Annotated in this window: 16 protein-coding genes and 1 tRNA gene; 9 read left to right on the top strand and 8 right to left on the bottom strand. The window is 37.0% G+C overall.

Annotated elements, in window-relative coordinates; genetic code table 11:
• Positions 1–34: 34 nt before the first annotated feature.
• The gene (locus O4O04_RS07105) at positions 35–916 is read left to right on the top strand and encodes an alpha/beta fold hydrolase (protein ID WP_272535091.1); all 882 of its coding nucleotides are present in this window, start codon (positions 35–37) and stop codon (positions 914–916) included.
• A gap of 65 nt (positions 917–981) precedes the next feature.
• Here O4O04_RS07105 and O4O04_RS07100 read toward each other — a convergent pair whose 3' ends face one another.
• Entirely contained in the window at positions 982–2,331 is a 1,350-nt protein-coding gene (locus tag O4O04_RS07100; protein WP_272535090.1) for a glycosyltransferase, read from the bottom strand.
• A 59-nt stretch (positions 2,332–2,390) separates the two neighbouring features.
• Here O4O04_RS07100 and O4O04_RS07095 point away from each other — a divergent pair, with 59 nt between their 5' ends.
• The 3 genes from O4O04_RS07095 to O4O04_RS07085 are packed head-to-tail and all read left to right on the top strand — an operon-like array spanning position 2,391 to position 6,214.
• Positions 2,391–3,698, top strand: a complete 1,308-nt coding sequence (locus tag O4O04_RS07095; protein ID WP_272535089.1) for an O-antigen ligase family protein — start codon at positions 2,391–2,393, stop codon at positions 3,696–3,698.
• Positions 3,682–4,155, top strand: a complete 474-nt coding sequence (locus O4O04_RS07090) for a hypothetical protein (protein WP_272535088.1) — start codon at positions 3,682–3,684, stop codon at positions 4,153–4,155. Before O4O04_RS07095 ends, O4O04_RS07090 begins: the two co-directional genes overlap by 17 nt.
• Before the next feature lie 52 nt (positions 4,156–4,207).
• Positions 4,208–6,214 (top strand): glycoside hydrolase family 5 protein, encoded by a 2,007-nt coding sequence (locus tag O4O04_RS07085; RefSeq protein WP_272535087.1) that lies wholly within the window; start codon positions 4,208–4,210, stop codon positions 6,212–6,214.
• Here the strand turns inward: O4O04_RS07085 and O4O04_RS07080 are convergent.
• From O4O04_RS07080 to O4O04_RS07050, 7 genes are all read right to left on the bottom strand, one after another.
• Positions 6,192–6,827, bottom strand: a complete 636-nt coding sequence (locus tag O4O04_RS07080) for a TetR/AcrR family transcriptional regulator (RefSeq protein WP_272535085.1) — start codon at positions 6,825–6,827, stop codon at positions 6,192–6,194. The genes O4O04_RS07085 and O4O04_RS07080 overlap by 23 nt on opposite strands.
• Before the next feature lie 34 nt (positions 6,828–6,861).
• Complete coding sequence (locus O4O04_RS07075) at positions 6,862–7,647, bottom strand: acyl-CoA desaturase (RefSeq protein WP_272535084.1); 786 nt, start codon at positions 7,645–7,647, stop codon at positions 6,862–6,864.
• Positions 7,648–7,935: 288 nt separating this feature from the next.
• Positions 7,936–8,358, bottom strand: coding sequence for a peptide-methionine (R)-S-oxide reductase MsrB (gene msrB / locus O4O04_RS07070; protein ID WP_272535083.1), 423 nt, complete (start codon positions 8,356–8,358; stop codon positions 7,936–7,938).
• Positions 8,355–10,166, bottom strand: coding sequence for a type I DNA topoisomerase (topA, locus tag O4O04_RS07065; RefSeq protein WP_272535082.1), 1,812 nt, complete (start codon positions 10,164–10,166; stop codon positions 8,355–8,357). The genes msrB and topA overlap by 4 nt, the downstream gene beginning before the upstream one ends.
• A 13-nt stretch (positions 10,167–10,179) precedes the next feature.
• Positions 10,180–11,100 (bottom strand): cysteine synthase A, encoded by a 921-nt coding sequence (gene cysK / locus O4O04_RS07060; protein ID WP_272535081.1) that lies wholly within the window; start codon positions 11,098–11,100, stop codon positions 10,180–10,182.
• A 59-nt stretch (positions 11,101–11,159) separates the two neighbouring features.
• Positions 11,160–16,979 carry a protein kinase domain-containing protein gene (locus tag O4O04_RS07055; RefSeq protein WP_272535080.1) on the bottom strand — a complete coding sequence of 1,940 codons (5,820 nt, stop codon included), beginning with the start codon at positions 16,977–16,979 and terminating at the stop codon, positions 11,160–11,162.
• Between the two features lie 269 nt (positions 16,980–17,248).
• Positions 17,249–17,320 (bottom strand) — tRNA-Arg (locus O4O04_RS07050).
• A 122-nt stretch (positions 17,321–17,442) separates the two neighbouring features.
• On the opposite strand from O4O04_RS07050, the gene O4O04_RS07045 reads away from it, so the two are divergent.
• The 5 genes from O4O04_RS07045 (at position 17,443) to dnaE (ending at position 26,564) form a co-directional block, all read left to right on the top strand.
• Complete coding sequence (locus O4O04_RS07045) at positions 17,443–18,960, top strand: aldehyde dehydrogenase family protein (protein WP_272535079.1); 1,518 nt, start codon at positions 17,443–17,445, stop codon at positions 18,958–18,960.
• A gap of 7 nt (positions 18,961–18,967) precedes the next feature.
• Complete coding sequence (locus O4O04_RS07040) at positions 18,968–19,186, top strand: hypothetical protein (protein WP_272535078.1); 219 nt, start codon at positions 18,968–18,970, stop codon at positions 19,184–19,186.
• A gap of 85 nt (positions 19,187–19,271) precedes the next feature.
• Positions 19,272–20,723: an Asp-tRNA(Asn)/Glu-tRNA(Gln) amidotransferase subunit GatB gene (gatB, locus tag O4O04_RS07035; RefSeq protein ID WP_272535077.1), complete on the top strand. Its 1,452-nt coding sequence runs from the start codon at positions 19,272–19,274 to the stop codon at positions 20,721–20,723.
• A 114-nt stretch (positions 20,724–20,837) separates the two neighbouring features.
• Positions 20,838–22,982: an Lcl domain-containing protein gene (locus O4O04_RS07030; protein WP_272535075.1), complete on the top strand. Its 2,145-nt coding sequence runs from the start codon at positions 20,838–20,840 to the stop codon at positions 22,980–22,982.
• Positions 22,983–23,069: 87 nt separating this feature from the next.
• Positions 23,070–26,564, top strand: coding sequence for a DNA polymerase III subunit alpha (gene dnaE, locus O4O04_RS07025; protein WP_272535074.1), 3,495 nt, complete (start codon positions 23,070–23,072; stop codon positions 26,562–26,564).
• Positions 26,565–26,615 lie beyond the last annotated feature (51 nt).

The raw sequence follows: 26,615 nt of genomic DNA, 5'->3' as shown, positions 1-26,615 counted from the left end.
ACAAAAATTTACATTTTTCATTCAGTTAAAATCTATGAATCAAGAAGTTTTGGATTGGAAGAATTCGGGTGCATTTTTTAGATACAAAGAATTTGAGACATTTTACTTTCAAGTAGGTAATGGAGAAGATCTATTCATTCTTCATGGATATCCTTACAGTAGTTTCGAATGGAAGAATACAATAGAAAAATTATCTAAGAAATATAGGATTACTGGTATCGATTTATTGGGTATGGGATTTTCTGATAAACCAGAAAATCATAATTACAATTTTCCCAATCAATGTGAAATCATCGATGCACTTCTAAAGAAGTTAAATATTACAAAAACACATTTCTTTTCGCATGATCTGGGAGTGAGTGTCGTACAAGAGCTGATAGCAAGAGAACAAGAATCCAAAAATAGTTTCAAGATCCTATCTTCTGCATTTATGAACGGTGGGTTATTTATGGATGTGTATCGACCTCGCCTAATTCAGCGATTGCTCTCACAAACTCCGAAATTTATTGGTAAAATATTTACAAAATTATTAAATAAAAAATCCGTAGAGAGCTCGGTATTAAAAGTTTTTGGAGAAAAAACAAAACCGAGCTCAGAATTTTTGGACATACAATGGGATATACTCAATTACAATCAAGGACTTAGAGTTGCCCATCTAATCGGACGAATGGTATTCGATAAAAATTTATTTCAAAAGCGCTGGATTGAAGCCATGCAAACGACCAAAATTCCTCTATGCTACATCTGCGGTCCAGCAGATCCCAATTCAGGTATCCATATGGCTAATAGATACAAAGAATTGATACCGAATCCCCAGATTTTCATCTTACAAGAAGATATAGGACATTGGCCCCAATTAGAAGACGAAAAAGGAGTATTGGAAGCCTACGAACAGTTTAGAAATAAAATATCCTAAATAAAAAAACCTATCAATTCATGAGTCAAATAAATAAATAAATAAATAATTCGATAGGTTCTTGTTTACTTATCTCGATTCTGCCAGTCGGCTAACTTAGACAATTCGGTTAAGCTCAAGAAATCTGGAAAGTCTGGCATTACACTTAGCATAAGATTCATAAATGTTGTCTTTTTTGTTTTGCCTGTTAGGCTTGCAACTGATTTATAAACTTCTTCCATAAGATCCACACATTTCTCCATCTCATGATGAGATGCGATTTCTATAGAAGCTTTGGAAAATTCTTTATAGCGATCTGGCTCGGATAATAATTGTATCGTTTTCTCAGCCATTGTCTCATAATCAAATGAACTCGCAATGTAGCCGTTTTTGCCATCATGAATGAGTTCAGGAATTGCATATGCATTGACACCAATTGCTGGAAGGCCACAAGCAATCGCCTCCAAAATGACCAATCCTTGCGTCTCCATTGTAGATGCCGTGATGAAAGCATCGTAGTTCGGATAATGATTGTGCAGTTCGGTATTCGGAAGAAAACCTTTGAATTCTATCTTATCCAAAATTTTTAACGATTCTGCCTGCTTACGAAGGGATGGTATAGCTGGTCCGTCACCGATTATTGTGAGAGTAGCCTTGGGAATTTTCTCTAAAACTTTGGAGAATGCTTTGATTACAACATCACAATTTTTTTCGTAAGATATTCTTCCCACATGCAATAGTTTTGGAGAATCGGTATTCAAGGTTTTGACTTCACCTTTAAATCTCTGGAGATCCATTCCATTGGACACAACAGTAATAGGTTTCTTAATTCCAAATTCGAGCAATTGTTTCTTAAGTAAGTGTGAAGGAGAAATAACTAAGTCACATCGATCATATAAATTATTGCATATTTTCAAGATTATTTTTTTGCGAAAATTGAAGTTATCCATTTTTTCCACTTTTAATAAATCTTTTGGTGTCAATTTCTTCTCAAATTTATTCACGCGAGAAAACAATTTATCAAGCTTTAACAATCGATAGAAGGAGACATACATATCCTGCTCTGACATAAGAGTATGATAAGTTCCAATTGTTGGGATTCCATATTTTTCGGTGGCATTTACACCATACTGACCGAGTAAACCTGGTGTATGAATATGAACCACATCTGGTTTGAATTCTTTGATGATTCTTTTAATCTTCTGAGGAGAGGGAAAGACAACCTTGATATCGGGATAACTAGGAAGATAACCTGAGCGAAATCTCTCTACCTTGATCCCTTCTCCCATCCGGTCAAAATCTCCTTCCCCGTATTTTGGCGCACAGATCATAAACTCATGTCCGCGCAAAACTAGTTGTTCTGAGAAATTTCGAATGGAGATTGCAACTCCATCAATCTTGGGAAGAAATGTGTCTGTAAAATAAAGAACTTTCAAAGCAGAGAACCTCTTGCTTTTCTAAACTATGCTCGAAGACTGGAAGTTGCAAGATAAAAATGATAAGTCGTAAGTTTTTCCTATTCTTCCTATGCTCATCCATTGTAACGAGCGCAATTTCTGTCTCTCTCGGGCAAGGCTTTCTTATGCTCGCAGTTATTTCATTTTTATTACAAAGGCAACTTCCCGATAGACCAAGAAATATTTTTTTGATAGCTAGCTTATTTTGGTCTGCGCAAATTTTGATTCTATTATTCAATTATGCAAATTCGGGTTTTGAGTTTATGGAATTGAAACGAGGCTGGAATTCAGAAACAAAAGATGTATTTCTTTTTTTTGGATTTCTCTGCTTCACTATACTGAAGAAAGAAGAGCTTCCATTGATTAAGAAGTCTTTTCTAATCTTTACAATAGTTCTTGTTTCGACGGGGTTTATATCAATTTTTTCTGATTATAGATTGGGTTGGCTTATCAGTTCACTCTATCGTGATATGAAAAGTTGGGGTTTCCAACATAACTATTCCCGAATTGGATCACTATCAATCAACCTTCCCATCGGTTTAATGAATACACATTTAACTTATGGTGGATTGTTGCTACTGGTTTATCCTTGGATATTTTTTAGATTTTTATATAGTATTGTGTCCAAAGAAGTTACGAAGATTCGTTTATTATGGTTTGGTTTTATACTGATTGCGACCATTGTATTTTTACTCAACAATGCAAGATCATCTATGATTGGCGCGGGCTTCGGATTGTTTGTGGGCACAATCATCTGGATTCAACGTAAATTGCCTAGACCCAATCGTCTATGGATTCCAGTTTTATGTTTAATCATTGTGATTGCAGGATCTTTTGTTTCTTGGAAAGTCTCAGAACCATTTAGAAGAGTCGTTGCTCCTCTCCTTGGCTCAGAGAAGCATACCGATTCTGGTAGAAATTTTATATGGGATTCTACATTTCAATTGATTCAAGCAAACCCTTGGTTTGGCGTAGGTCCCGGTCATTATGGAAGCGAAATCGAAATCGCAAGAAAAGAACGTAGCGAAACGTTTCCTGAGTTAGTCTATTTCTACGAAGTTACACAAAGGGGGCATGCTCATAATGATTATTTCCATATAGCAGCAATTTATGGAATTCCTGTTTTAATTTTATATTTTCTACTTGTCTATTTTATAGCGAATTCGGTTTTTATTTCTAAATTGGAATTCCCAGATATTGGCTGGACATTTGGAATTGTTGGATTCTTTCTTGCAGGGCTTTTGCAATGCTACTTCCAAGATGATGAAGTTGTTATATTTTTTTGGTTTATTGTAGGTTATTTATACCAGTCTAACCGATTAGAGACAAATGAATCTTCGCAATAACATGTCCACATCTAAACTTTTTTATGACAATTTTCCATTATCCATTCGGTTCAAAATTTCCAGCTCGATCAAATACCTAGTTTTTCTAATTTTACTTTTCTTTGTTTTTGGATGTAGTGGATCCGATAGTGATCTTATCAATTCGGAAGACACTGTTCCCGAAAAAACAATTAAAGATGAATTGCTCTCAATCGCATTTGTAAAATGCACGCAAGAAGGCGGTGATTCCATGAAATTACTAGAAGCCTATATATTTGTGGACAAATTGTTCTCCAAGTCTTCGGGAGACTCATCGATCCGGGATAGAATTACGTATCGAAAATCTGATGCGAAAACTTGTAGAGAGAATTTGCTCATCTATCCCGCGACAAATTGCGATTTTAAACCATTTGATTTCAATAATTATATTTCGGACAAAGCGTTCTGCAATTTAGAACCTACGAGTTATTTCAATTAGGAACTTTGAATAAAACCAATGACAAAAATAAAATATTTTTTATTTTTAGTCTATGGGACAAGGTTTAAAAAAGTTATCCACTGACAAACAATGGTTTATCGAATCAGAAACCAAGCGTAAGGTTTTACTAAAAGGAATCAACTTGGGTGGAGATACCAAAGTTCCTTTTCCGAATGGTGGAACACAATATCCGACTGATTTTCTTGATCACAGGGAAGTGAGTTTTGTCGGAAGACCTTTTCCTTTAGAAGACGCCCATGATCATTTCAACCGCCTCAAAAACTGGGGTTTCAATTGCCTTAGACTACTGACTACCTGGGAAGCAGTTGAACACAAAGGTCCCGGAATCTACGATGAAGAATATTTAGATTATTTTCAAAAAATTTGTGAAATTGCTCACGATTATGGCTTTTATTTATTCATTGATTTCCATCAAGATGTGTGGTCTAGAATGACCGGTGGTGACGGTGCTCCAGGATGGACTTTGGAAAAAGTAGGAATGGATATTTCCAAAATCGCATCCTCTGATTCAAGCATTGTAATGCAAAATTCCTACGATTACTCAAGACCTGGAATTCGTCAGGAAGAGAATTATCCCACAATGTGCTGGTCACAAAACTACCGTTATCCTGCAAATGCTATAATGTGGACATTATTTTTTGGCGGAAGGGATTTTGCCAAGTCCTTCATGATTGACGGACAGAATGTACAGGATTATCTGCAAAATCATTATCTAGGAAGCATGTTACAAATTGCGAACCGAGTCAAAGATATGGATTGGGTTTTAGGATTCGATAGTCTAAACGAGCCTTCTCGTGGTTGGATCGGTCACAAAATGAATGATCGAGGACTTGATCCAAATCGCGATAAAACCAAAGAACCGAGTAAGCCTGGACTCGCTTGGTCACCTATAGACGGTTTGTTTTCCAGTTTTGGATATTCGATAGAACTTCCCTATTTAGAATTGTCTTTGATTCGTGCCGGATTCCATCCAAAGAAAAATGTCGTGGTCAATCCGAATCGAAACACTCTCTGGTCAGAAGATAGCTTAGGAGATCCCTTTCGACTAGAAGGAGCTTGGGAACTCAAAGATGATATGCCTTTTGTGCTAAACAATGATTTTTTCTGCAAGGTTGGAGAGCGAGTCGTAGATTTTGATCGGGATTATATGATTCCTTTTATACATCGAGTAGCAGAGTCAATACGATCGGTAAGAAATGATTGGATTGTATTTGCTGAGAGAGAAGCTTTAGAATCTGCCATTTCACCAGATTATGTGATAGATCTCCCCAAAAATTCGGTAAATGCTAATCATTGGTATGACCTACCGACTTTAATTTTCAAAAAGTTCAATTATCCAATCACTATTGATACAAACAAAATGGGTTTGGCATTCGGAAGAAATGGCATTCAAGAAATGTATAGAAATCAGCTAGCAAGGATTAAACAGGCATCCGATAAACAGAATGTTCCTACCTTACTTGGTGAATTTGGAATACCTTTTGACTTAGAATCTGGTGCAGCCTACAAGAAATGGAAGAAAGGCAATCGCAGTAGTGAGATATGGAAAATGCATATTCTTGCGCTTGATCTAATGTACAATGCAATTGATTCACTGGGAATTCATTCATGTTTATGGAATTATACAGCGACCAATCGAAATGATCTAATGATCGGAGATCAATGGAATCAAGAGGATTTGAGTATTTACTCGATAGACCAAATAGATGAATCATTCTTAAGTTCAGTAACCAATGGACAAGGCTATGGTAGCGGAGGACGCGCTATTGAAGGATTCTCTAGGCCTTATCCGAAATTTATTTCAGGCAACGAGATAAGCTTCCGATTCGATCGCAGAAAAAATTCTTTTGATATCCAGTATACCGTTGAAGAGTGGAATCTACCCTATCCAACAGAAATCTTTATTCCAGAAGTGCATTTTCCTCAAGGATTTGTTGTGCTTAGCAAATCGGGTGATATTGAATGGAGTTATGACAATCAACTGTTAACTGTAGATTCTAAGACAACAGGAATAATTAGTTATCAAGTTTCAAATTGAGTTCGCCACCGCGCTTGAGTAGGATAGTAAACAATTGAATTCCTTCTTGGATAGGATCAGAGTCTTTTCTTTTTCTAAGTAGTTCATTCATCTCAAGTACAATGAGTCCGTACATCCAAGACCACATAGTTCGCGCGATTGCTGGATAATCTTTTCTGGAATAAAGAATCTCCCCAGATGAGATACCCTGTCTTATGGTTTCTAAGAACACTCTGTAACTTGTAGGTAATGATGGGAATGTTTGCCGATACAATTTTCCACCTACAGCATTGAACATCAACTTGTGCAATTCGCGATTATCTGAGGCAAAATTCCAATAAGCATGGGCTATGGCATCAAGACTCTGGTAGACATCACCGCGATTCTTCTGAGCCTCTCGTAAATCATGCGTTAGCTGCTTCTCACCTATTAGAATTAAATGGCGAATGATCTCTTCTTGGTTTTGAAAATGGGTATAAGGACTAGCGACACTACAGCCAATTTTTTTTGCAATGCGACGCATGGAAAGTGCTTCAACACCTTCCTCTAATATAATATCCATAGAAGCCGAGAGAATCTCAGTTCGAGAAAGCGAACCGCGAGACCGGCGTATTGGTTTTGTTGAACCTTGCATACACCAGTCAGGGTTACAAATATGGGACGTCAGTTCAAGCGGAAAGTTGCAATTCTAGTTCTTTGTTCTCTTCAACCGGAAGTGTATTCATTATTCTAATGATACCAACAAATTGCAAGGCTCGCATGACTTGATAACATGGATCCAATTCAAACCATCTATATGCGAAATTTGGATTTGTTCCTCGCCCATGATGGTTATTTTGAAACAATTCACCTAGAACGATAAAATCAAATGGAATCGTATTCTTAGATTGATCTTTTGTTTTAGAAAAATTTACGTAGCCGTATTTGTGGCCACCCCAATTCACAATTGCACCATGAATGGGCCCCATAAACCAATGGAGCGGAAGCAAAAGATACCAACCCCATTCACCTTGTGGAACAAAAGCCCAATAGTACAAAACGTACCCTGCACCAGCTAGAACTCTAAATATCCAAGATTTACCGATATTATCTACTATAGGCCAACTTGGAGTGTCACCTGAAAAATGTTTTTTGGGTTCAACTCTACCATAAGAATAATCATCGTAGATATGCTTTGTTTTGAGCATCATCTTAAAAAAATTTGTTGAGTGGTGAGGGCTATGTGGATCTAATTCCGTGTCGCTATAAGCATGGTGCATACGATGCAATATTGCGTAACCTCGTGGATTCAGAAAAGACGGACCTTGAGCCAGTATTGTAAACAAATGGAAAAATTTCTCCCAAAATGCGTTCATTGTGAACATACGATGAGATGCATATCTATGCAGAAAAAAAGTCTGAGCAAATGCAGAAAGTACCCAATGCCCGATAAAAAATCCAATTATTGCGGCCATAATAAGCCTCCTTTTTTCAATTTATAACTTCTGGACTAGGATAGAAAAGAAATTCTATACCTAACACCATTAGCTAATAATGACAATATAGTTAATGCCGTTAGGTATGTCAAGAAAAAAAAGGGGGGATTGTGAACTCTCGCCCAGGGCTTAAGCCCCGGGCTTTTTTCCATCAGGAGAAACTCGAATCTCCATTCCTAAAAAAAATGGGATCGCGTCAACTTAAGGGACAGATCGGAAATGACTCAATCTAGGTAAAAGATCTCAAATTAACTAAAGTTGGAAAATTTAATTTTCTTTAAAATCGAGAGATGCAGAGTTTATACAATAACGAAGACCAGTCGGTTGTGGACCATCAGGAAACACATGACCAAGATGAGCTCCACAATTTGCACATAGGGCTTCGACTCTGCGCATTCCGTGTGAGACATCTTCTTCTATAGCAACAGCCTCATCACTCACTGGCTCCCAATAACTCGGCCAGCCAGATCCCGATTCGTATTTTTTAGCTGAATGAAACAATTCAGATTTACAACAAATGCAATTATAAGTCCCAGTTTTTTTGTTCTCATAGAGTTCGCCCGTGAATGCACGTTCTGTTCCCTTTTGTCTAGCAACAGAGAATTGCATTGGTGTGAGAATTTTTTTCCATTCTTCTTCTGACTTCTTAATCGGAAAATCTGATTTATTCTTAGGATGTTTTAGATTCATAAATATTCTCCATATTCACATTCTGGATAGCGAGAGCAATAAGCGATTAACTTTCCTTTTCTATCCTTCTTCCTTTGGACAAATCCTTGTTCACATATAGGGCATAAATTTTTGGATACCGGTGAAAGATTTTGGTTTTTTATACGAGTCTGCAAGTTTTGATAAAAAGGTTCTAACACCTGAGACTTAGAATTCTCACCATTCTCAATATCATCCAAATCAGATTCTAGATTTTTAGTAAAATCATCCTCTAGAAATTCTGCAAAATTCTGAACTAAAAATAAATTTACCTGGCTTCCCAATCCAGTTGGCTTGCAAAACTTTTTCTCCCACTCAATATATTTTCGTTCTGATAAAATCTCGATGGACTGCGAATAGGTAGACGGGCGACCTACTCCTGTGGATTCCATTTTTTTTATAAGACTTGCATAGTTAAATCTTGGTGGTGGCTCAGTGAATTTTACTTCAATTGATATCTCATGGATTTTTACAGAATCTCCTATCTTCCAAGTTGGCAAGACTTGATCGTTGCTCTTACGATCATACCATCTGAGGTATCCATCAAATAACTCAAGAAAAACTTCCAGCTTCCAATTTTCTCCAAGACCTTCAAGCTTTGTCGTAGATTTCTTACCCGTACGATTCGCACTCAATGAAGCAAAAAATCTTTTCCAAATCAAATCATACAATTTGAATTCATCATTGCTTAGAGAATTCTTGATATCATCAGGAGCCAAATTGAGCATAGTCGGTCTAATTGCCTCATGCGCATCCTGGATTTTATTTGATGATTTAGCTATAGACTCGCGACCCATATAGCGTTTACCTAATTTGGCTTCAATGATCGAGAGTGCTGACTTAACAATTTTGGAAGATATCCGAGTCGAGTCAGTCCTAGGATAGGTTATGAGTCCTGTCCTTTTCCCTCCAACCAGATCAATACCTTCATATAAAGATTGAGCCAATCGCATTGTTTTCTTGGGGGGGAATCCCAATACCTTTGCTGCTGTCTCTTGAAGTGTTGATGTCTTAAAGGCTGATTGAGGACTCTCAGAAGTTTCTTTGATTTGTATATCGATGATCTTAAAATTATCATTTATGGGAAAACTATTCTTTTCATCAATTTTACTTGGATCAATTCTTAACTTTTTCCAAAATTCTACTTTAGGTTTCGATACTATATCTCCACCTAACCAAGAAAATTTAATTAATTTATTATTTTTATCTAAATGCAATGCATCAATATCAAAATACTCTTCTGGTTTAAAATCGAGAATTTTCTTTTCTCTTTCACATATCCATTTTAATAGTACTGATTGTACGCGACCCGCAGAAAGTCCTTGTGCAATTTTTTTCCAAAGTAATGGGCTGACCAAGTATCCAAATAAGCGATCCAAGATTCTTCTAGTTTCTTGGGATTGCCTGATTCGATCATTGAATGAGTCAGGATTAAGAATTTTATCTTGTACAGTTTGTTCGGTAATTTCACGAAATCCAACTCGAATCCATTCTTTTTTCGCAGATAAGCTTGGATCTAGATTCTTAATATCAAATGCTATCGCTTCCCCTTCACGATCTGGGTCAGTTGCTACGTAAATAGTATCTGCTTTTTGAATTTTTTGAATAATTGCTTCTACGGATTTCTTTTTCTTAGGAATGATTTCTTTATCGATAGCAAAATCTTTTGTTACATGAACTGCGAGTTTGTAGGTAGGAAGGTCAACAATATGACCTCCCGTAGCATAAACTTGGAAATTATTTCCTAGATAAGATTGAATGGTTTTGGCTTTGGCAGGTGACTCTACCAAAACCAGCGATTTTTTATTCAGTCGGGAATAGACCATCCACGGATAGATATCTCTCACCCGTATCATAGCAGAAAGTTAAAATTTTGGCACCGCTTCCGATTTCTTTAATCTTCTTAGCTACAGCTGCAAGGCTTGCACCACTAGATGTTCCTAGAAAAATTCCCTCTTCTCGAGATGCACGTTGAGCATAAGTGAATGCTTCATCTTTGCTAACAGTGATTATACCATCCAACACGGAAGTATCACAATTTTTTGGAATAAAGCCAGCACCAATTCCTTGCAACGGATGAGGTCCAGGTTTGCCACCACTCAACACTGGAGATAGTTCTGGCTCAACTGCAAAGACTTTTAGTTTAGGCATTTTGGATTTTAAAACACGTGCACATCCAGTTATATGTCCGCCCGTTCCCACTCCAGTGATTATAAAATCTAAACCTTCAGGAAAATCTTTTAAAATCTCCAACGCAGTAGTTTCTTCATGCGCTTTAATATTCGCTGGGTTCTCGAATTGTTGCGGCATCCATGATTCAGGAATTTCTTCTAGCATCTGCTTCGCTCGTTCAATAGCACCAGACATTCCTTTCTCTCTCGGAGTCAGTTCAAATTTTGCACCGTATGCAGCCATATTTCTTCTTCGCTCGATTGACATGGATTCTGGCATAACAAGAATTAAAGAATAGCCTTTCACTGCAGCAACCATGGCAAGTCCAATTCCAGTATTGCCAGAAGTAGGTTCAATAATCGTTGAGCCTTTCTTAAGTTGTCCAGATTTTTCGGCATCTTCAATCATCGCAAGTGCGATTCGATCTTTGATGCTACCACCTGGATTGGCTCTTTCTAACTTTATCCATACTTCATGACTATTGCCAAAAAGATGATTTAAGCGGACATGCGGAGTATTGCCAATGGTTTCAAGGATATTATTAACTTTCATAGGTATAATTAAGGAAAATTCAATAATTATTATGGGTCAAGTGAAAAAGTTGAGAAATTTCAAACTGAAGGTTGATCTGGTGACTCTGACTGCGAAAGAATTTTTTCTGCTCGCTTAAGATTTCCAGTTCTTCTATAGAGACTTGAAAGCAATTTTAAATTTTTTACATTTCCTGGATAGCGAAGTCGAATTCGTTCAGCATACTCAATTGCTAATTCCAATTTACCTAATAATTTATAACATCTAGCAATCACCGAAAGAGAACCAATATCAAATCCTAAATTTTCATTATAATGAATTGCATAGTTCAAAAGCATTTCTATATTTCTTATTTTGATTGATGTTTCCATAAGTAATCGAAGGACTTTTTTAGATGAAAAAATATTCGGATTCTCTTCTAAGAAATTATCAAATAATTGTATAACTCTGCGATAGTCTCTACTTTCATATAATTCTTGCAATTTTATATATTGGCTTTCGTAGTTTCGATTTTCTAATAATTTTTTCTCGGATTCTGGGAGCTGGAAGATCACTTTACCGAGAGACAAATCATCCATGAGCTCACCTTTTATTTTTATTAATTTTACGATTTCTTTTAGATCCGCGACTGAATTCTCTACGATTTCCAAGAATAACGTCTCATCTTCATTAATAACTTTATCGCCTTTACCATCAGAGACGAGAAAGTCATCTTTTCCATCTGATCCAAATATCAAGATATCATTATCTAATAATTTAAAAGTATTGATCTGAATTTTCTTTCTTGTATGCAACATCCCAAGCTTAGTATAGCTGTATAACATTGGTAGAAAGCTTGCTTTCTTGTCCCGATACAAAACAGGAATCGGATGCTCGGCAGTAATATAATACAATAATCCAGTCTTCTCGTCTATAAGACCGATGAAAATCGAAACCAACATTGATCCACTAAATGTAGTAAAGACTGTATGCAATTCTTTGAATGCGTTTTTTAACCAAAGTTCGGGATATACATCATTGGATATTCGATCTAAATCAAGTCGTTTCAATATTGATTCGAATACACTTCCGAGAACTAATGCGCCCGCTGCCCCCTGCATGGACTTGCCCATCGCATCTCCATTCATGATAACTGAGTATTTGCGATTTTTTAATTCAATGGATTCAGCTACAGACAAATCTCCACCAATTTCTAAACTGGAATCCCGGTATTGAAATTTTTTGATTTGTTCAGTTAAGAATTCGATTTTGATGTTTGGAGCTTTCGATTGATTGCGGCGAAGTGGCTCAATCAAAAGTGAAGTTAAAAAATAATCTCCGTCTTGCTTTACTTTTAATCCCTGAACTTCAAGCAATGCCTCATTAAGATCTTCTGTCCTTTTCTTTACTTTCTCTTCTAACATTGAATAAAGGATCGAATTCTCTAGCGATACTGCAATTTGAGCTCCAAGAATTTTAAGAAGCTCTAAACGGTCCCGTGTAAATGCTTCAGTTGTTAAATTGTTTTCAAGATATGCTAGAGCAACTAAATTACCATGATTGAATATTGGATAACAAAGCAGTGATTTAATTTTGTTCTTTTTGATATAAACATCATTTGAGAAAACTCCATGAAGTGTGGCATCATGCAAAATCACAATCTCTTCTGTATGTATCACGTAATTCACAATGGTCTGAGCAAATTTCTGTTCATCAGAATCAGGAGAATCTGAATTCGACATATAGACAGGCTGAGATTGGAGAACAGAAATATTCAAAGAATTCGAATAACCCTCAGCTTGGACCATCCAAGTGTCATTCTGTTTTAGAAAGAATAATCCTTTTTCCGCTCCCGCATTTTCCAGAAGTATGATCATCATATTTTCTAGAAATTTTGCTAGATTCATATCTCCTGATAGCAAACGAGATGCTTTGATCACGGAATTTAAATCCAGGAAACTATTTTCTGCAGTTGAGCTTGATTTGGAAATTGACTGAGAACTCAAATCGCTAGCTTGAGAACGAATATATCTCTTCGAGTAAGTTTTAAAATATGGATGGATAATTTCGAGAAGCTTTACTTTTGAATCGGCACCCCACAAACTATAAATATAATGTGCTTCGAGCAAATGCACATTAGCATAACGAGATTGCCCCTGCTCTTCCAGTATGGATGCCCATAATTCATTCGTAATTGCTTCTTCCAGATAGAATTCATTTGATTTGGCTAGATCAATTGCATTTTGAAAATGAAGGAATGCATCATCAGTCTTCTTCTTAGTTGCATATTCCAGACCTAAAAGAATTTCATATTTATGCCCGTAATTGGCTTGAGAATACTTAGCCCAGACTTTGAGTCTTTTTAAATTCCTTTTAAGCACATTAGAATATACTTTTTTGGATTTACCATCACAACGATTCCATAGTTGGTAAGAGACAAGTCCTTGCAGAAATACAAACTCGGGTATGAACATCATAGCAAAAACTGCTGATTCATATTGTTCACATTTTTTTGAAAATTCGTATGCCATGTCCATATCCCCAAAAAGGTATTCCAACCTTAACTTGGTCATATAATACTGGAAAAGACCGTTCTCATTGTTTGTATCAATCCATTCTTTTAAGACAATATCTTCTTGAAAGTATTCGCCATTTAGCTTCGTGATTTGGAGATTTTGTCCTAATAAATTGGAAATGGATTGTCTCTCAAGATTGAACACTTGGTACGCATTCCATTGATTTAATGATTGAATCGATAGATTGTATTTTTCAAAATTTTCTTCGACAGCTTTGAGATTTTCTCTAATCAGCGAAGATTGAAATAAATAATTATTTAAGGAATAGGCCGCATATTGTATATCGCCTGTTTCAATTCCATCTTGCAATGCTTTCAAAATCAAAGGTTTGGATTCTTTAGCATGATTCTTCCAATGATTGATCATACAGGCAAATAGGAATAAAGATCTACAACGAAAGACTTTTGCATCTGGACGTTTCAGTAACTCAATTCCTAGTTCCCCAAACTTTTGCCCCAAATCAAAATCACCTAAACCAAATCCTTGGATCATTCCAAATGATACCAAAGCAAATGGACTTATTTGGGATAGGCCTTTAGTTAAAGTTAGGTTAATCATTCTTAGCACGATGACAGGAAAGAGATTTGTTTGCGCAAGAAATGATGGCGCAATTAGCGAGTTCAATAACTTCATCTTTGCAAGATCAACTGGATCAGTCATTTCATGTAAGTTTTTCAAATCATTGACAGACCGATTTCTCATTTTGATTTTGAATTGAATCAAATCTAAAACGGGAGATAACTTCGTTGGATTTTCTGGTAATTTCTCACCCAATTCCTTCAATGCAATCTTGAGCAAATCAATCACTTCAAGCATTCGATTCTGGCTTGCAAACATCATAGATCGCATTTCGTGAATAACAATTGTATCAAGAATTGATTTAGATTTTTCTATTATGAGATTGAAAGTTTTTTCTGCTCGATCAAAGTCTTTCGATAGAAATTCAGATTTAGCAAGACCAATAAATGCATTTAGGTAACGATCGTAATCGCTTTCCCAAGTTGCGTTCTGCAGAAGAGAAATTGCTTTTTCGTAAAACTTTAAGGCTTGTATATGTGCATTCGAATTTAGAGCCTTCTCTCCAGCCAAAATATTTAGGTCGATCAATTGATCTAACTCAAGATCCGATGAGATTTGATTGCTACCTAAATTGAGTTGATTCACAATTACGAAAATAAATTCCTCTAACTTGAATCTTTCAGACATTCTAAGATAGGTGGATCCGATAAGATAATGATTTCGTGCCTTTTCTTGATCATTCAAAAAAGTATAGGCAGATTCATTTATCTTATCATGAACAAAACTTACAAATTTCTCTCCCAATATGAAATATTCTTGATTGGATAAGAAAATCAAATCTTCCATAAAATCATCTCGATTCTTTCCAACGACTTCAGCGAAAAGATCCAAGCTAAACCTGGATCCAATGCACGATGCCATCTTTAGAATCTCCAAACGATCAGGAGCGAGATCCTTCATATTCTCTATGATCAAGTCAATTACATTCTCAGAAATCTTCACATCTTTGATTCGATCAATATCCCAAGTCCAAGTCCTATCTTCGAGATAGATGAATCCTCGATCATAGAGACTACGGAGAAGTTCATTTACAAAAAAAGGATTCCCCAATGTTTTAGAATAAACTACATCCGAAAGTTCATCTACCTTTGCCGCTGGCAATCCTAGAGTTTCAGCAATTAACGCCTGTATATCTGACTTTGTGATTGGATTGAGATGGATAAAATATTTATTAACAGGATTTTCCTGAATTTTTTGTAATAAATTTGCGAAGGCGTCAGTTGGAAGAACTTCTTTATCTCTATAAGAAAGTATTAGAAAAAAGTTCTTGATTTCGGAATCCGATAGTATTGAGTCAATCAACTCGATACTGGAATTGTCAGCCCATTGAAGATCATCTAGAAATAGAATAAACGGAGAATCTGTTCGGCAGAAAACCTTTATGAATCGGAGAAATATTTTTCTAAATCGATACTCTGCTTCCTGTGGCTCCATCGGAATCGTATCTGATTGTGCACCAATTAAATTAATCAAATCTGGTATCAAATCTGTAATCAGCTTACCATTTTCGCCCACTGCAGCTTGAATAAGATTTTGCCAATTCTCAATAGAATCTTGGTTTTCAGTAAGAATTTTGCGAATGAGTTTTTTTAGTCCTTGCGTAATTGCTCGATAGGGAATCGACTTTTTGTATAGATCATATTTTCCAGAAGAAAAGTAGCCTTGGCTACTTGCAATCATTCGATTTACTTCATTGATTAGAACAGATTTACCAATCCCAGAACTTCCAGAAACGAGTAGTAGCTCAAGATTTCCTTTAGATGTAGATTGAAAAATTTGAAATATCTTTTCTAACTCTTCCGTTCGTCCATAAATTCTTTTAGAAATAATAAATTTACGAGAAAAATCTTGTTCATCAATACTTAGATCTTCGTATTTCAGAAAATCCAAACCTCTTGCGATAAGCAATTGTTTGGCCTTTTCTATATCTGCGAGAATTCCTTCAATTGTTTGATAGCGATCTTCTGGATTTTTAGATAATAACTTCATAACAATCTTGGACAATATAATCGGTGTTCGATTTCTTTCGAATGGCGAAATTGGAGTTTTAGCAATATGTGCATGAACCAGAGAAATTGGATACGCATAGTCGAAAGGCAATTCACCAGTAAGCAATTTATAGAACGTTACACCTAATGAATAGTAGTCGGTTCTGTAATCAACTGACCTATTGATTCGTCCCGTTTGCTCGGGAGAAATATGAGCAAGTGTCCCTTCAATTGAGCTCATCATATGATCCAAAAGAAATTGTTTATTGAGAAAGCTTGCTGAACCAAAGTCTATAATCTTGAGCTGTTTCGTATTAGGATTATAGATTATATTTTGTGCTTTTATATCGTTGTGAACTGCATCAGTTTTATGAATCTCTCCCAATGCAGTGGTAACGAGAATCATAATATCCAAAATTTCCAAAACTGTATAATTTACATTCCGATTGAATATTTGGTGAATTGTTTCTCCACCGATATCTTCAAAAACAATCGCATATGAGTTCTTATATTTGAGCAGTTCGAAAGCTTTAATTATGCCATTGCCATGAATTTTGTTTAAGACATTGAACTCATTTCGAAATCGATTGATCGCATAAGTTTCAGGATATTCTTTATTTAATAATTTAATGATATATGTTTCGTTTTCTTTGGATGCGCGAAAAACTAAACTGTTTTTGCCGGAATGCAATTCCTGTAGATTATTGTATCCTGCAATTTCAATCATAAATAAAATGGGAACCTTGGAAAAAGGCAATTCCATCTTTAGTTTTTTCATTTCCATTCACTAAAGCAAGAAATTTATTAACCGTGAATGCAATTTTGTACTTTTTTCAATAACCTAACGTCATTATTGTGCAAGCGTGTAATATTGTTGTCATTAAATTATCGATTTGCTCTAAAAGCAGTCAATTTTTTACATAAATATGAAATTGGGAATTTTTAAAACTGAACATCCGAAAGAAATACCCATCATTCTCCAAATGAACTTGTATAAAAGTTCGAACAGAATGAACTATAATTCCGAAATATTGAGCTTGGAAGAATTGCCCTGGGAGGGAATCGAACCCCCACTGTCGGTTCCGAAGACCGATGTTCTATCCGTTGAACTACCAGGGCGTAGTAAAGCCATTGTTCGTAAGTTGGGTATAATTGGGTAGAATTTTTCGAAAAAAGGCTTGCTTGATTCTAAGTTCGGAAGCATTAATAGCTAAGTTACTCATCTAAAGGTTAGGTAAATCATGGCAACTAAAACTGCTACCAAGTCCGTTCCAAAAACAAAGTTATCACCACTTAAGAAAAACTCCAATGGTGTATTGCCTCACAAAATTGTAAGCATTGATTCAAAAAAATTAAAGGATATGGAAAATGTTTTTTCTCTTCAAAAGAAAAAAGCTTTGGAACTAAGACATTCGACTACCAAACAAAGAATAAAAAAATTAAAAAGCTTAAAAGATTTAATCTTCAAATACCAACCAGAAATCCGAGAAGCGCTGCGTGCTGATTTCAATAAATCCGAAACTGAGACTGATCTGTCTGAGATTCTTCCTAGTATTGCTGAATGTAGAGATGCTATCCGCCATCTTAAATATTGGATGAAGCCTGTTCGAGCAAACACTCCAATCACATTATTTGGTGCGGTATCCGAAATTCATTATGAACCTCGGGGAACTGTTTTAATCATAGCACCTTGGAATTACCCATTTCATCTGGCATTTGCTCCAATTGTTGGTGCGATTGCTGCAGGCAATACAGTCATTCTGAAGCCCTCAGAATATACACCTCATACTTCCGCTCTCACAAAAAAGATGTTAGCCGAACTTTTTCCAGAAGAGGAAGTTGCTGTCTTTGAAGGAGATCATACTGTATCGACAGCATTGACGGATTTGCCTTTTGATCATATTTTCTTTACTGGAAGTACAAATGTTGGAAAGATTATCATGGAGCGCGCATCCAAGCATTTAACCTCCGTTACATTGGAGCTCGGTGGCAAATCTCCAGCGATCATCACAGATGGAGCAGATATAAAAAAAGCAGCCCATTCAATTCTTTGGGGTAAATTTCTCAATGCGGGGCAGACTTGCGTTGCACCAGATTACCTATTGATTCCAGAATCCAAAGTTGATGATTTCGTTGAGCAAGCGAAGAAAACAGTTAAGAAATTTTTTGGCTCCGAAACCGAAGACAAATCTTCATCAAAAGATTTCTGTAGAATTGTAAACGCTAGAAATTTCGAAAGAGTTAGTGGATATATTAAGGAAGCAGTTATCAAAGGAGCAAAAATTGAATTGGGTGGCGAGGTTGACGCAAGTCAAAATTTTATTGCGCCAACGATTCTATCCAAAATTCCCAAAGATTCAAAGATCATGGAAGATGAGATTTTTGGTCCAGTTCTTCCGATCATCACCTACAAGAACTTGGACGAGGCAATAGATTTTGTTAATTCTAAACCCAAGCCTCTAGCTTTGTATATTTTTACAAAAGATGAAAAGAAAATAAACAAAATCCTAAAATCTACAAGTTCGGGCGGAGCTGTAATCAATGACTTAATCATTCATCTTGCCAATTCTCATCTGCCTTTTGGTGGAGTGAACCATTCAGGTCATGGAAGTTATCACGGATTTTTTGGCTTCAAGCAATTTTCTCATGAACGATCCGTTCTCAAACAATCACCAGTTTCTGCAATCAAGATGATGTATCCTCCCTACAACAATCTTGCCAAAAAGTTGGTGGACATAACAACGAAGTATCTAGCATAGTCGGCACATGATAGCTAAATATATTCTTCCCCATCTTATAGGATTGGTATGCATTGTTTCTGGTTGGTACGTTGCAATTATCAATGTTGGTTTATTTAAATTCAATCAGGAGAGATCTCTTCATACCAAAGAGACTCTTGCTGGTCTTGTTCTCATCATTATTGGCGCCTATATTCCTCATATTTGGATTGGTATCGGTAATATGTTTTCCAAGAAGAAAGACTAAATCGACAAAATTTGATAACTTTTTTACTTTTCCCAGATTAGCCCTCAACCAGACTGGAATGGATTCTTAGAATTGAGGGGTTAATGTGGATTACGAAGTTATCATAGGTCTTGAAGTTCATTGTCAGTTGGATACAAAATCCAAAATTTTTTCTCCGGCTACAGCAGAATTCGGTGGATCACCAAACACTCATATAGCGACAGTTTGTGCAGCTCTTCCAGGATCCTTACCCGTACTCAATGAAGAAGTCTTAGAAAAGGCAATTATTGCAGGTCTTGCATTGGGTTGCCAAATTGCGAATTTCACAAAATTTGATCGTAAAAATTATTTCTATCCAGATCTTCCAAAAGGATACCAGATTTCCCAATTTGATAAACCTTACGCAACAGGCGGCGGAGTTCAGATTAAATTAAAAGACGGAACTGAGAAATTTATTAACCTAACAAGGATTCATATGGAAGAGGATGCAGGAAAATTGATCCACTCTCATGACTCTAGTATCAATCGATCTTATGTTGATTTAAACCGTGCAGGCACACCCCTAATCGAAATAGTTTCCGAACCAGATATGCGTTCATCAGAAGAGGCTTATGTCTATCTAAATAATTTAAAATCCATTCTCCGCTATGTCCGTGTATCAGATTGCAATATGGAAGAAGGATCTCTTAGATGTGATGCAAACGTTTCTATTCGTCCGCGAAGCGAGAAAGAATTTAGAACAAGGGTAGAAATAAAGAATCTTAACTCATTTAAAGCTGTAAAGCAAGCAATTGAATATGAGATCGAATGGCAAAAGGACGTTTATTCTCGAGGAGAAACCTTTCAACAGATGACAAAGTTGTGGGATGCGACATTACTCAAAACAATTCCGATGAGAACAAAAGAAAATAGTCATGACTATAGATATTTTCCTGAACCCGACCTTCCAGCTTTTGAAATTCCACAATCAAAAATCAACGAGATACAAAAATCTCTGCCAGAACTTCCTCACGAAAAAAAACTTCGATTCATCAGCGAACACAAGTTACCCGAATATGATGCGGAAGTTTTGACTTCCGAGAGAGAAATTTCAGAATACTTTGAGAAAGCTCTCAGCATTTCTTGTGATGCCAAAAAAACATCCAACTGGGTTAAAGATGAAGTCCTCGGCATTGTGAACAAAGAGAACACTTCGATCGATAAATTTTCAGTGGGTGCAGAAAGAATTGGTGGATTGATCGCTCTTATCAACAAAGGCGAAATCTCCGGTAAGATTGCAAAAACTGTTTTCGAAGATATGCTTACCTCACCTGATAGTCCAGAAAGAATCGTCGAGGTAAAAGGTCTCAAAGTAGTTCGAGATGACAAAGAAATTGAGCGAATCGTTGACTCTGTTCTTGAGAAAAACCAAGAATCCGTTCTCTCCTATCAAAGTGGAAAAGATCGTGCTCTCGGTGCACTCGTTGGAGCAGTCATGAAAGAATCGAAAGGTAAAGCAGATCCTAAAACTGTAAATGATTTACTTCTAAGCAAGCTTGGACCTCTTCCTCAGAAATAAGATATAAACTTGGAATTTTACTGATTATGGGCAGTGGGGTATAATACCCTATTGCCTTTAGTTTATTTGATAGTCTAATATAGTATTATTCTAATATAATTTAGAGTGATTATTATGTTGAAAACTTTTCCTAAATTCTTATTAATTCTCTCGATCATTTTGTCATCTTTATCATTTCAGAATTGCGGATTGCCATCGGTAAGTAAAGAATTCCAAGAATTGAGTGTTTTGTATAGGTTGATTTCTTCTGAGGGAGTCGATTCGAATACATCCAATCCTGTTGATTCGGAAGATGCAGTCGAAGAGCCGATCATTCAGCCAAGCTTCAACATCACTTACGACGGAAACGGCAATGACGGAGGATCCCATCCAGAGGATAGTAATGACTATAACGATGGACAATTCATTACAATATTAGGAAATACTGGTTCAATGACTTTGGCGGGAAATGCTTTCGTCGGATGGAATACGGAATCAGATGGTTCGGGTGATAGCTATGTTGCGGGCAACACCATTCAAGTGAATGGAGCAGATATAGTGTTGTATGCTCAGTGGTCAACTCTACCGACCTATACGATAACCTACGATGGCAATGGGAATAGTTCCGGCACTGTGCCAGTAGATGTGAGCAATTATCTTGCTAGCGCAACTGTTACCGTATCTGGAAATACTGGATCCCTTGCATTAATAGCACATAGCTTTACTGGATGGAATACGGCTTCTGATGGAAGTGGAACCAGCTATAATCCTACCGATAGTTTTGCTATGCCTGGAAGCAACGTTACACTCTACGCTCAATGGTCAGCCCTTCCAACTTTTACGGTATCTTATGATGGAAACGCAAATGATTCCGGTACCGTTCCTATAGATTCCGATAGTTATCTTACAGGAGAAACTGTAACGGTTCTTGCTAATACGGGAAATCTAGATCGGACAGGTTTTTCTTTTGCCGGATGGAACACAGCATCCAATGGATCGGGCACAAGTTATAATGGAAGTGATACATTTACAATGCTCACGGCAAATATCACCTTGTATGCTCAATGGAATTCTAGCTTTACGGTGACCTATGTTGCAAACGGATCCACTGCAGGTTTTGTTCCCAACGATCCGAATACCTATCTGAATGGTGATACAGTAACTGTTCTCGGCAATCCAAATAGCTTAGTCAAATCAGGAAAAGCTTGGATCGGATGGAATACTGCAGCAGACGGATCGGGAACAACTTATACGCAAGGGCAATCCTTTCTTATGGGATCATCTAATATCAGTTTGTATGCACTTTATCTAGAAGGGATTTATGCTTTTGCCCATTTTACTACGGGTGCTTCTAATTGCTTCGATGCGACGACTGGACCTTCGGTCTGTCCAGTCGCAGGATTTCCCAATCAAGCACCCGAAACAACTCATGGCTCTACCATTATTAAGTCACTCACAGACAACGGTGACGAAACAATCACTGACAACATAACAGGTCTTACATGGAGAAAGTGTCCTTTAGGACTTACTGGAAATAACTGTGATACCAATACCGCAAATACTTTTAATTTTGCAGATGCTCAGACGACTTGCCAATCGTTTTATGGTGTTAGCTGGAGACTTCCTTCAATCAGAGAGATGGCGACTTTGCTTGATAATTCAGCAGGACTTTCTCCAATCATAGATATAAATTTTTTCCCAGAGGGCGGAAGTTCATTCTATACATCAACATCAGATGGTAGTTCGTATCATTTCTTAACTTATTTCGCTGGAACAATTTCAGCAAACACAGCTTTTGGAACTCTCAGAAGAGTTCAATGTGTTCAAGGACCACAAGTTGATGAAGTGATCAATCTCAGTGACGAAGGGAATGGAACCATTCGTGACAATATTTCAGGATTGATCTGGCAGAAATGTCACTCTGGAAGAAACAACGACCCTACATGTTCCGATGATATTGGAGAAGTAGATACGATAAGTTGGCAAGCAGCACTTCAATATTGTGATAATCTTAATTTGGCGACTTATACAGATTGGAGACTTCCGAACAGAAACGAACTACTATCTTTGGTTGATTTCTCCATTACGGGTGCAAATAAATTTGATACAAGTCTGTTCCCGGCACCAGGATTTGAAAATGCTCAGATGTGGTCTTCGAATGTAACTGCGGTTGTCAGTGGCAATGCGAATGTATCCTGGGTGAATGCGAGTTTTGGCACCTTGAATACAGAAATTGCATCCAATACCAATCGAGCAGCTCGCTGTGTTCGCGGTCCATAAAGAGAACTAAAACTCGAGATTTTCAAGGGTAGCCTGCTTGACTGAAAATGGCTTGAGAGTGACTATGTCTCCATAGCTCCAAAACCCATGGAAGATTTCGCCCATTTACATCTACATACTACCTACTCCATGTTGGATGGGGCGATTCGTATCCCAGATCTAATGAAAAAGGTCAAAGAATCGGGTATGTCCAGTGTTGCCATGACAGATCACGGCAATATGTATGGGGCAATTGAATTCTACAACCAGGCCAAAAAGGAAGGAATCAAGCCCATTCTTGGCTGCGAGTTCTATGTTACACCTTCAAGAAACAAAGAAGAAGAATTAGAACAGATCGCCGATGGAGGAGCCTATCATCTTATCCTTCTCGTCAAAGATGAGATTGGTTATCAGAATATTATAAAACTTGCATCTAGATCATTTACGGAAGGATTCTACCGGAAGGCTAGAATAGATTATGATCTATTATCAAGACATAGTGAAGGACTAGTTTGCCTGACCGCTTGCCTTGCGGGTGAAGTTAACAAAAAAATTCTTGAAGGCAAAGAAGATCAGAGCTTCCAACTTGCAGGTAAGCTCAACGAAATTTTTCGCAAAGAAGATTTCTATCTAGAAATTCAGAATCATGGAATCCCCGAACAAGCAATAGTTGCAAGAAAGATTTTGGAATTTAGCAAACGATTGGGTATCCCAACAATCCTAACTAACGATTCCCATTTTCTTGGTCACGACGATCAAGAAGCTCAGAACATTTTGTTACGAATTGGGATGCAGAAAAAAATTGACGATGAGATGAGACTTGGCTTCAACTCGGAATTTTATGTAAAAAATTCAGAAGAAATGAAGCGCTTATTTCCAGATAATCCTGAAGCATTTTATAAAACCTTGGAAGTCCGAGACAAATGCAATCTCAATCTGAGTTTTGGAACTCCACTCTTGCCAGAATTTCCAGTTCCACCTGGATACAATGCTCAGACTTTTCTTGAGAAAATAGTCGAAGATGGTCTTGTTAGACGATACGGTTCAATCACTCCAGAAATTCGAACTCGTTGTGATTTTGAAATGGAAACCATTCGAAATATGAATTTCGCAGGTTACTTTCTAATCGTCTCAGATTATATCAATTTTGCAAAGCAAGCTAAAATTCCTGTTGGACCAGGACGTGGTTCAGCAGCTGGATCTATTGTTGCCTATGCAGTTGGAATTACAGACGTTGAACCGCTTCGATACAATCTACTTTTTGAGAGATTTCTCAATCCGGATAGAAAGGAAATGCCTGATATCGATACCGACTTCTGCATGGATCGTCGTGAAGAAGTAATCAACTACATTCGTCGTAAATACGGCGAAGATAAAGTAGGACAGATTATCACATTTGGATCTCTTGCGGCCAAGGCTGCTCTTAAAGATGTCGCTCGAGTTTTCAATGTATCTTTTAGTGAATCCAATGAGATGACGAAAGCTTTTCCTAAGAAATTAAATATTTCCTTGGATGAAGCAGTCGCAAGTTCTTCCGAGCTTAAAACTATTCTAGAAAAAAATGATCTAAACCGAAAAGTTTTCCAGATTGCTCATAAATTAGAAGGAAACTTTCGTCAACCCGGAAGACATGCGGCAGGAGTAGTTATATCCCCATTCCCGCTAGAACAAGTTGTACCATTAGCTACTGTATCAGAAAAGGATAAACAAACAAGATCCATTGTAACTCAGTATGACAAGAACATGTTGGAACTTGTTGGATTGATCAAGATGGATATCTTGGGTCTTAAGAACTTAACTACAATTGCCTATTGCCTTGAATTAATACATAAACATAAGAATATTGAGATTGAAATTGATAAAATACCTTTAGATGATGCGGCAACCTATTCGCTACTACGACGTGCAGATACTAAGGGAATATTTCAGTTAGAATCTTCTGGAATCACAGACCTTGTTGCCAAAGCTCAAGTCAATGGATTTGAAGAAATTGTTGCCTTAATTGCACTGTATCGTCCAGGTCCGATGAATGCGGGGATGTTGGATGAATACTTAGATCGTAAAAGTGGTAAACTCAAAATTGTATACCAACACCCTGACCTTGAACCAGCTCTAAAAGAAACCTATGGAGTCATCGTCTATCAAGAGCAGGTGATGAGTATCTCACGTATCATGGGAGGATTTACTGCTGGTGAATCAGATGGTCTTCGTAAAGTAATGGCGAAGAAGAAGATCAAGGAAATTCCCTACTACAAAGAGAAATTCATCAAAGGTGCTGAAGAAAGAAAAATTTCCGGTAAAATCGCAAGCGAACTCTTTGAACAGATGGAAACATTTGCGGAATACGGATTCAATAAATCGCATTCTGTTGCTTATGCTATCATTACCTATCAAACCGCCTATCTAAAAGCCAATTACCCAACTGAGTATATGGCAGCTCTACTTGCCACAGCAAATGGGAAAGCAAGTGATCTAGTAAAATACATCAACAATGCTCGTGATATCGGAATCGCGATCCTCAGTCCGGACGTAAATGAATCGGAAGTAGATTTTAGCATCTCTGGGGAGAAGCGAATCCTTTTTGGTTTATCGTCTGTTAAGGGCGTCGGTGATCTTGCTGGGAAAGATATTATTGCCAAAAGAAAAGAAAATGGACGTTTCAATAATTTAGAAGAATTTATAAAAAATTTAGATATTCGTTTAGTCAATAAGAAAGTTCTAGAAAGCCTTATTGCGAGTGGAGCATTGGATTCTTTTGGTTACACAAGAAAATGTCTTACTGAGAGTTTGGAATCAATTCTTAGCTTTGCATCCAAAGAACAAGAGATGCGCAATGAAGGACAAGTTTCACTATTCGGTGGAATGATGTCGAATCATATGAGTTTGAATCTTCCGAAAGAAGCAGAAGAATGGGATTTTGATTTCAAACTAAAGCAAGAAAAACTAATGACGGGTCTTTATTTCTCAGGCCATCCACTAGATAAATTCAAAGAGAAATTACGTCAGCTTCGTTTCACAAAAATTGAAAATCTTGAAGATATAAAATCCAAAACAAAAGTAGAAATTGTTGGAATTGTCTCAAAAAAAGAAAATAAATTAACTAAGAAAAATGCAGAATTTGCAAACCTTGTCATCGAAGATCCAACTGGAGAGATCGATTGTGTTTGTTTTCCGAAAACATATAACGAATTCAAAGACATCCTAGTTGAAGGCCGCGCCCTTTTCCTTAAGGGAACTTTAGAGAAAGTGGAAGTAGGAGAATCCGAAACCAAGGGACAAATCATCGTCAACCATGTTGAAGAACTAACAGAAGCTAAACTCGAAGAAAAAATGGAGAAGTCCATTCATATAAAAATTGATCTATCAAAACACCCGGCTCTAGATACCATAAAAAAATTGAATGATTTGTTTGGTCAGAGTCGCGGCACATCCAATGTTTTCTTCCATCTATCGGGAGACGGTTCTCCCAAACGAGTGATCAAGGCTCATGAACATTTTAGCGTGGAACCCACACCAGAACTTCTAGCAACCATTCTGCAAATTCTTGGCACCAAATCTGTATTCTACACGGTCGGCGAAGAACTACGCGAATTTGTTGGATAATTAATAGACAGATCTGTCCATTAATTACTTGATAGGCATAGGAGCAAATTT

The organism is Leptospira sp. GIMC2001, assembly GCF_028462125.1.
Lineage (GTDB): Bacteria > Spirochaetota > Leptospiria > Leptospirales > Leptospiraceae.
Note: the sequence above shows the minus strand (reverse complement) of the source record. Positions and strands in the feature narration are given on the sequence as shown.

Excerpts from the sequence above, each read along its gene's own strand:
- O4O04_RS07080 (WP_272535085.1), bottom strand. The coding sequence starts at position 6,827 with ATGCAAGGTTCAACAAAACCAATACGCCGGTCTCGCGGTTCGCTTTCT.
- cysK (WP_272535081.1), bottom strand. The coding sequence starts at position 11,100 with ATGAAAGTTAATAATATCCTTGAAACCATTGGCAATACTCCGCATGTC.
- msrB (WP_272535083.1), bottom strand. The coding sequence starts at position 8,358 with ATGAATCTAAAACATCCTAAGAATAAATCAGATTTTCCGATTAAGAAG.
- O4O04_RS07085 (WP_272535087.1), top strand. The coding sequence starts at position 4,208 with ATGGGACAAGGTTTAAAAAAGTTATCCACTGACAAACAATGGTTTATC.
- O4O04_RS07075 (WP_272535084.1), bottom strand. The coding sequence starts at position 7,647 with ATGGCCGCAATAATTGGATTTTTTATCGGGCATTGGGTACTTTCTGCA.
- O4O04_RS07045 (WP_272535079.1), top strand. The coding sequence starts at position 17,443 with ATGGCAACTAAAACTGCTACCAAGTCCGTTCCAAAAACAAAGTTATCA.
- O4O04_RS07095 (WP_272535089.1), top strand. The coding sequence starts at position 2,391 with ATGATAAGTCGTAAGTTTTTCCTATTCTTCCTATGCTCATCCATTGTA.
- O4O04_RS07030 (WP_272535075.1), top strand. The coding sequence starts at position 20,838 with ATGTTGAAAACTTTTCCTAAATTCTTATTAATTCTCTCGATCATTTTG.
- O4O04_RS07090 (WP_272535088.1), top strand. The coding sequence starts at position 3,682 with ATGAATCTTCGCAATAACATGTCCACATCTAAACTTTTTTATGACAAT.
- O4O04_RS07040 (WP_272535078.1), top strand. The coding sequence starts at position 18,968 with ATGATAGCTAAATATATTCTTCCCCATCTTATAGGATTGGTATGCATT.
- O4O04_RS07105 (WP_272535091.1), top strand. The coding sequence starts at position 35 with ATGAATCAAGAAGTTTTGGATTGGAAGAATTCGGGTGCATTTTTTAGA.
- dnaE (WP_272535074.1), top strand. The coding sequence starts at position 23,070 with ATGGAAGATTTCGCCCATTTACATCTACATACTACCTACTCCATGTTG.
- O4O04_RS07055 (WP_272535080.1), bottom strand. The coding sequence starts at position 16,979 with ATGAAAAAACTAAAGATGGAATTGCCTTTTTCCAAGGTTCCCATTTTA.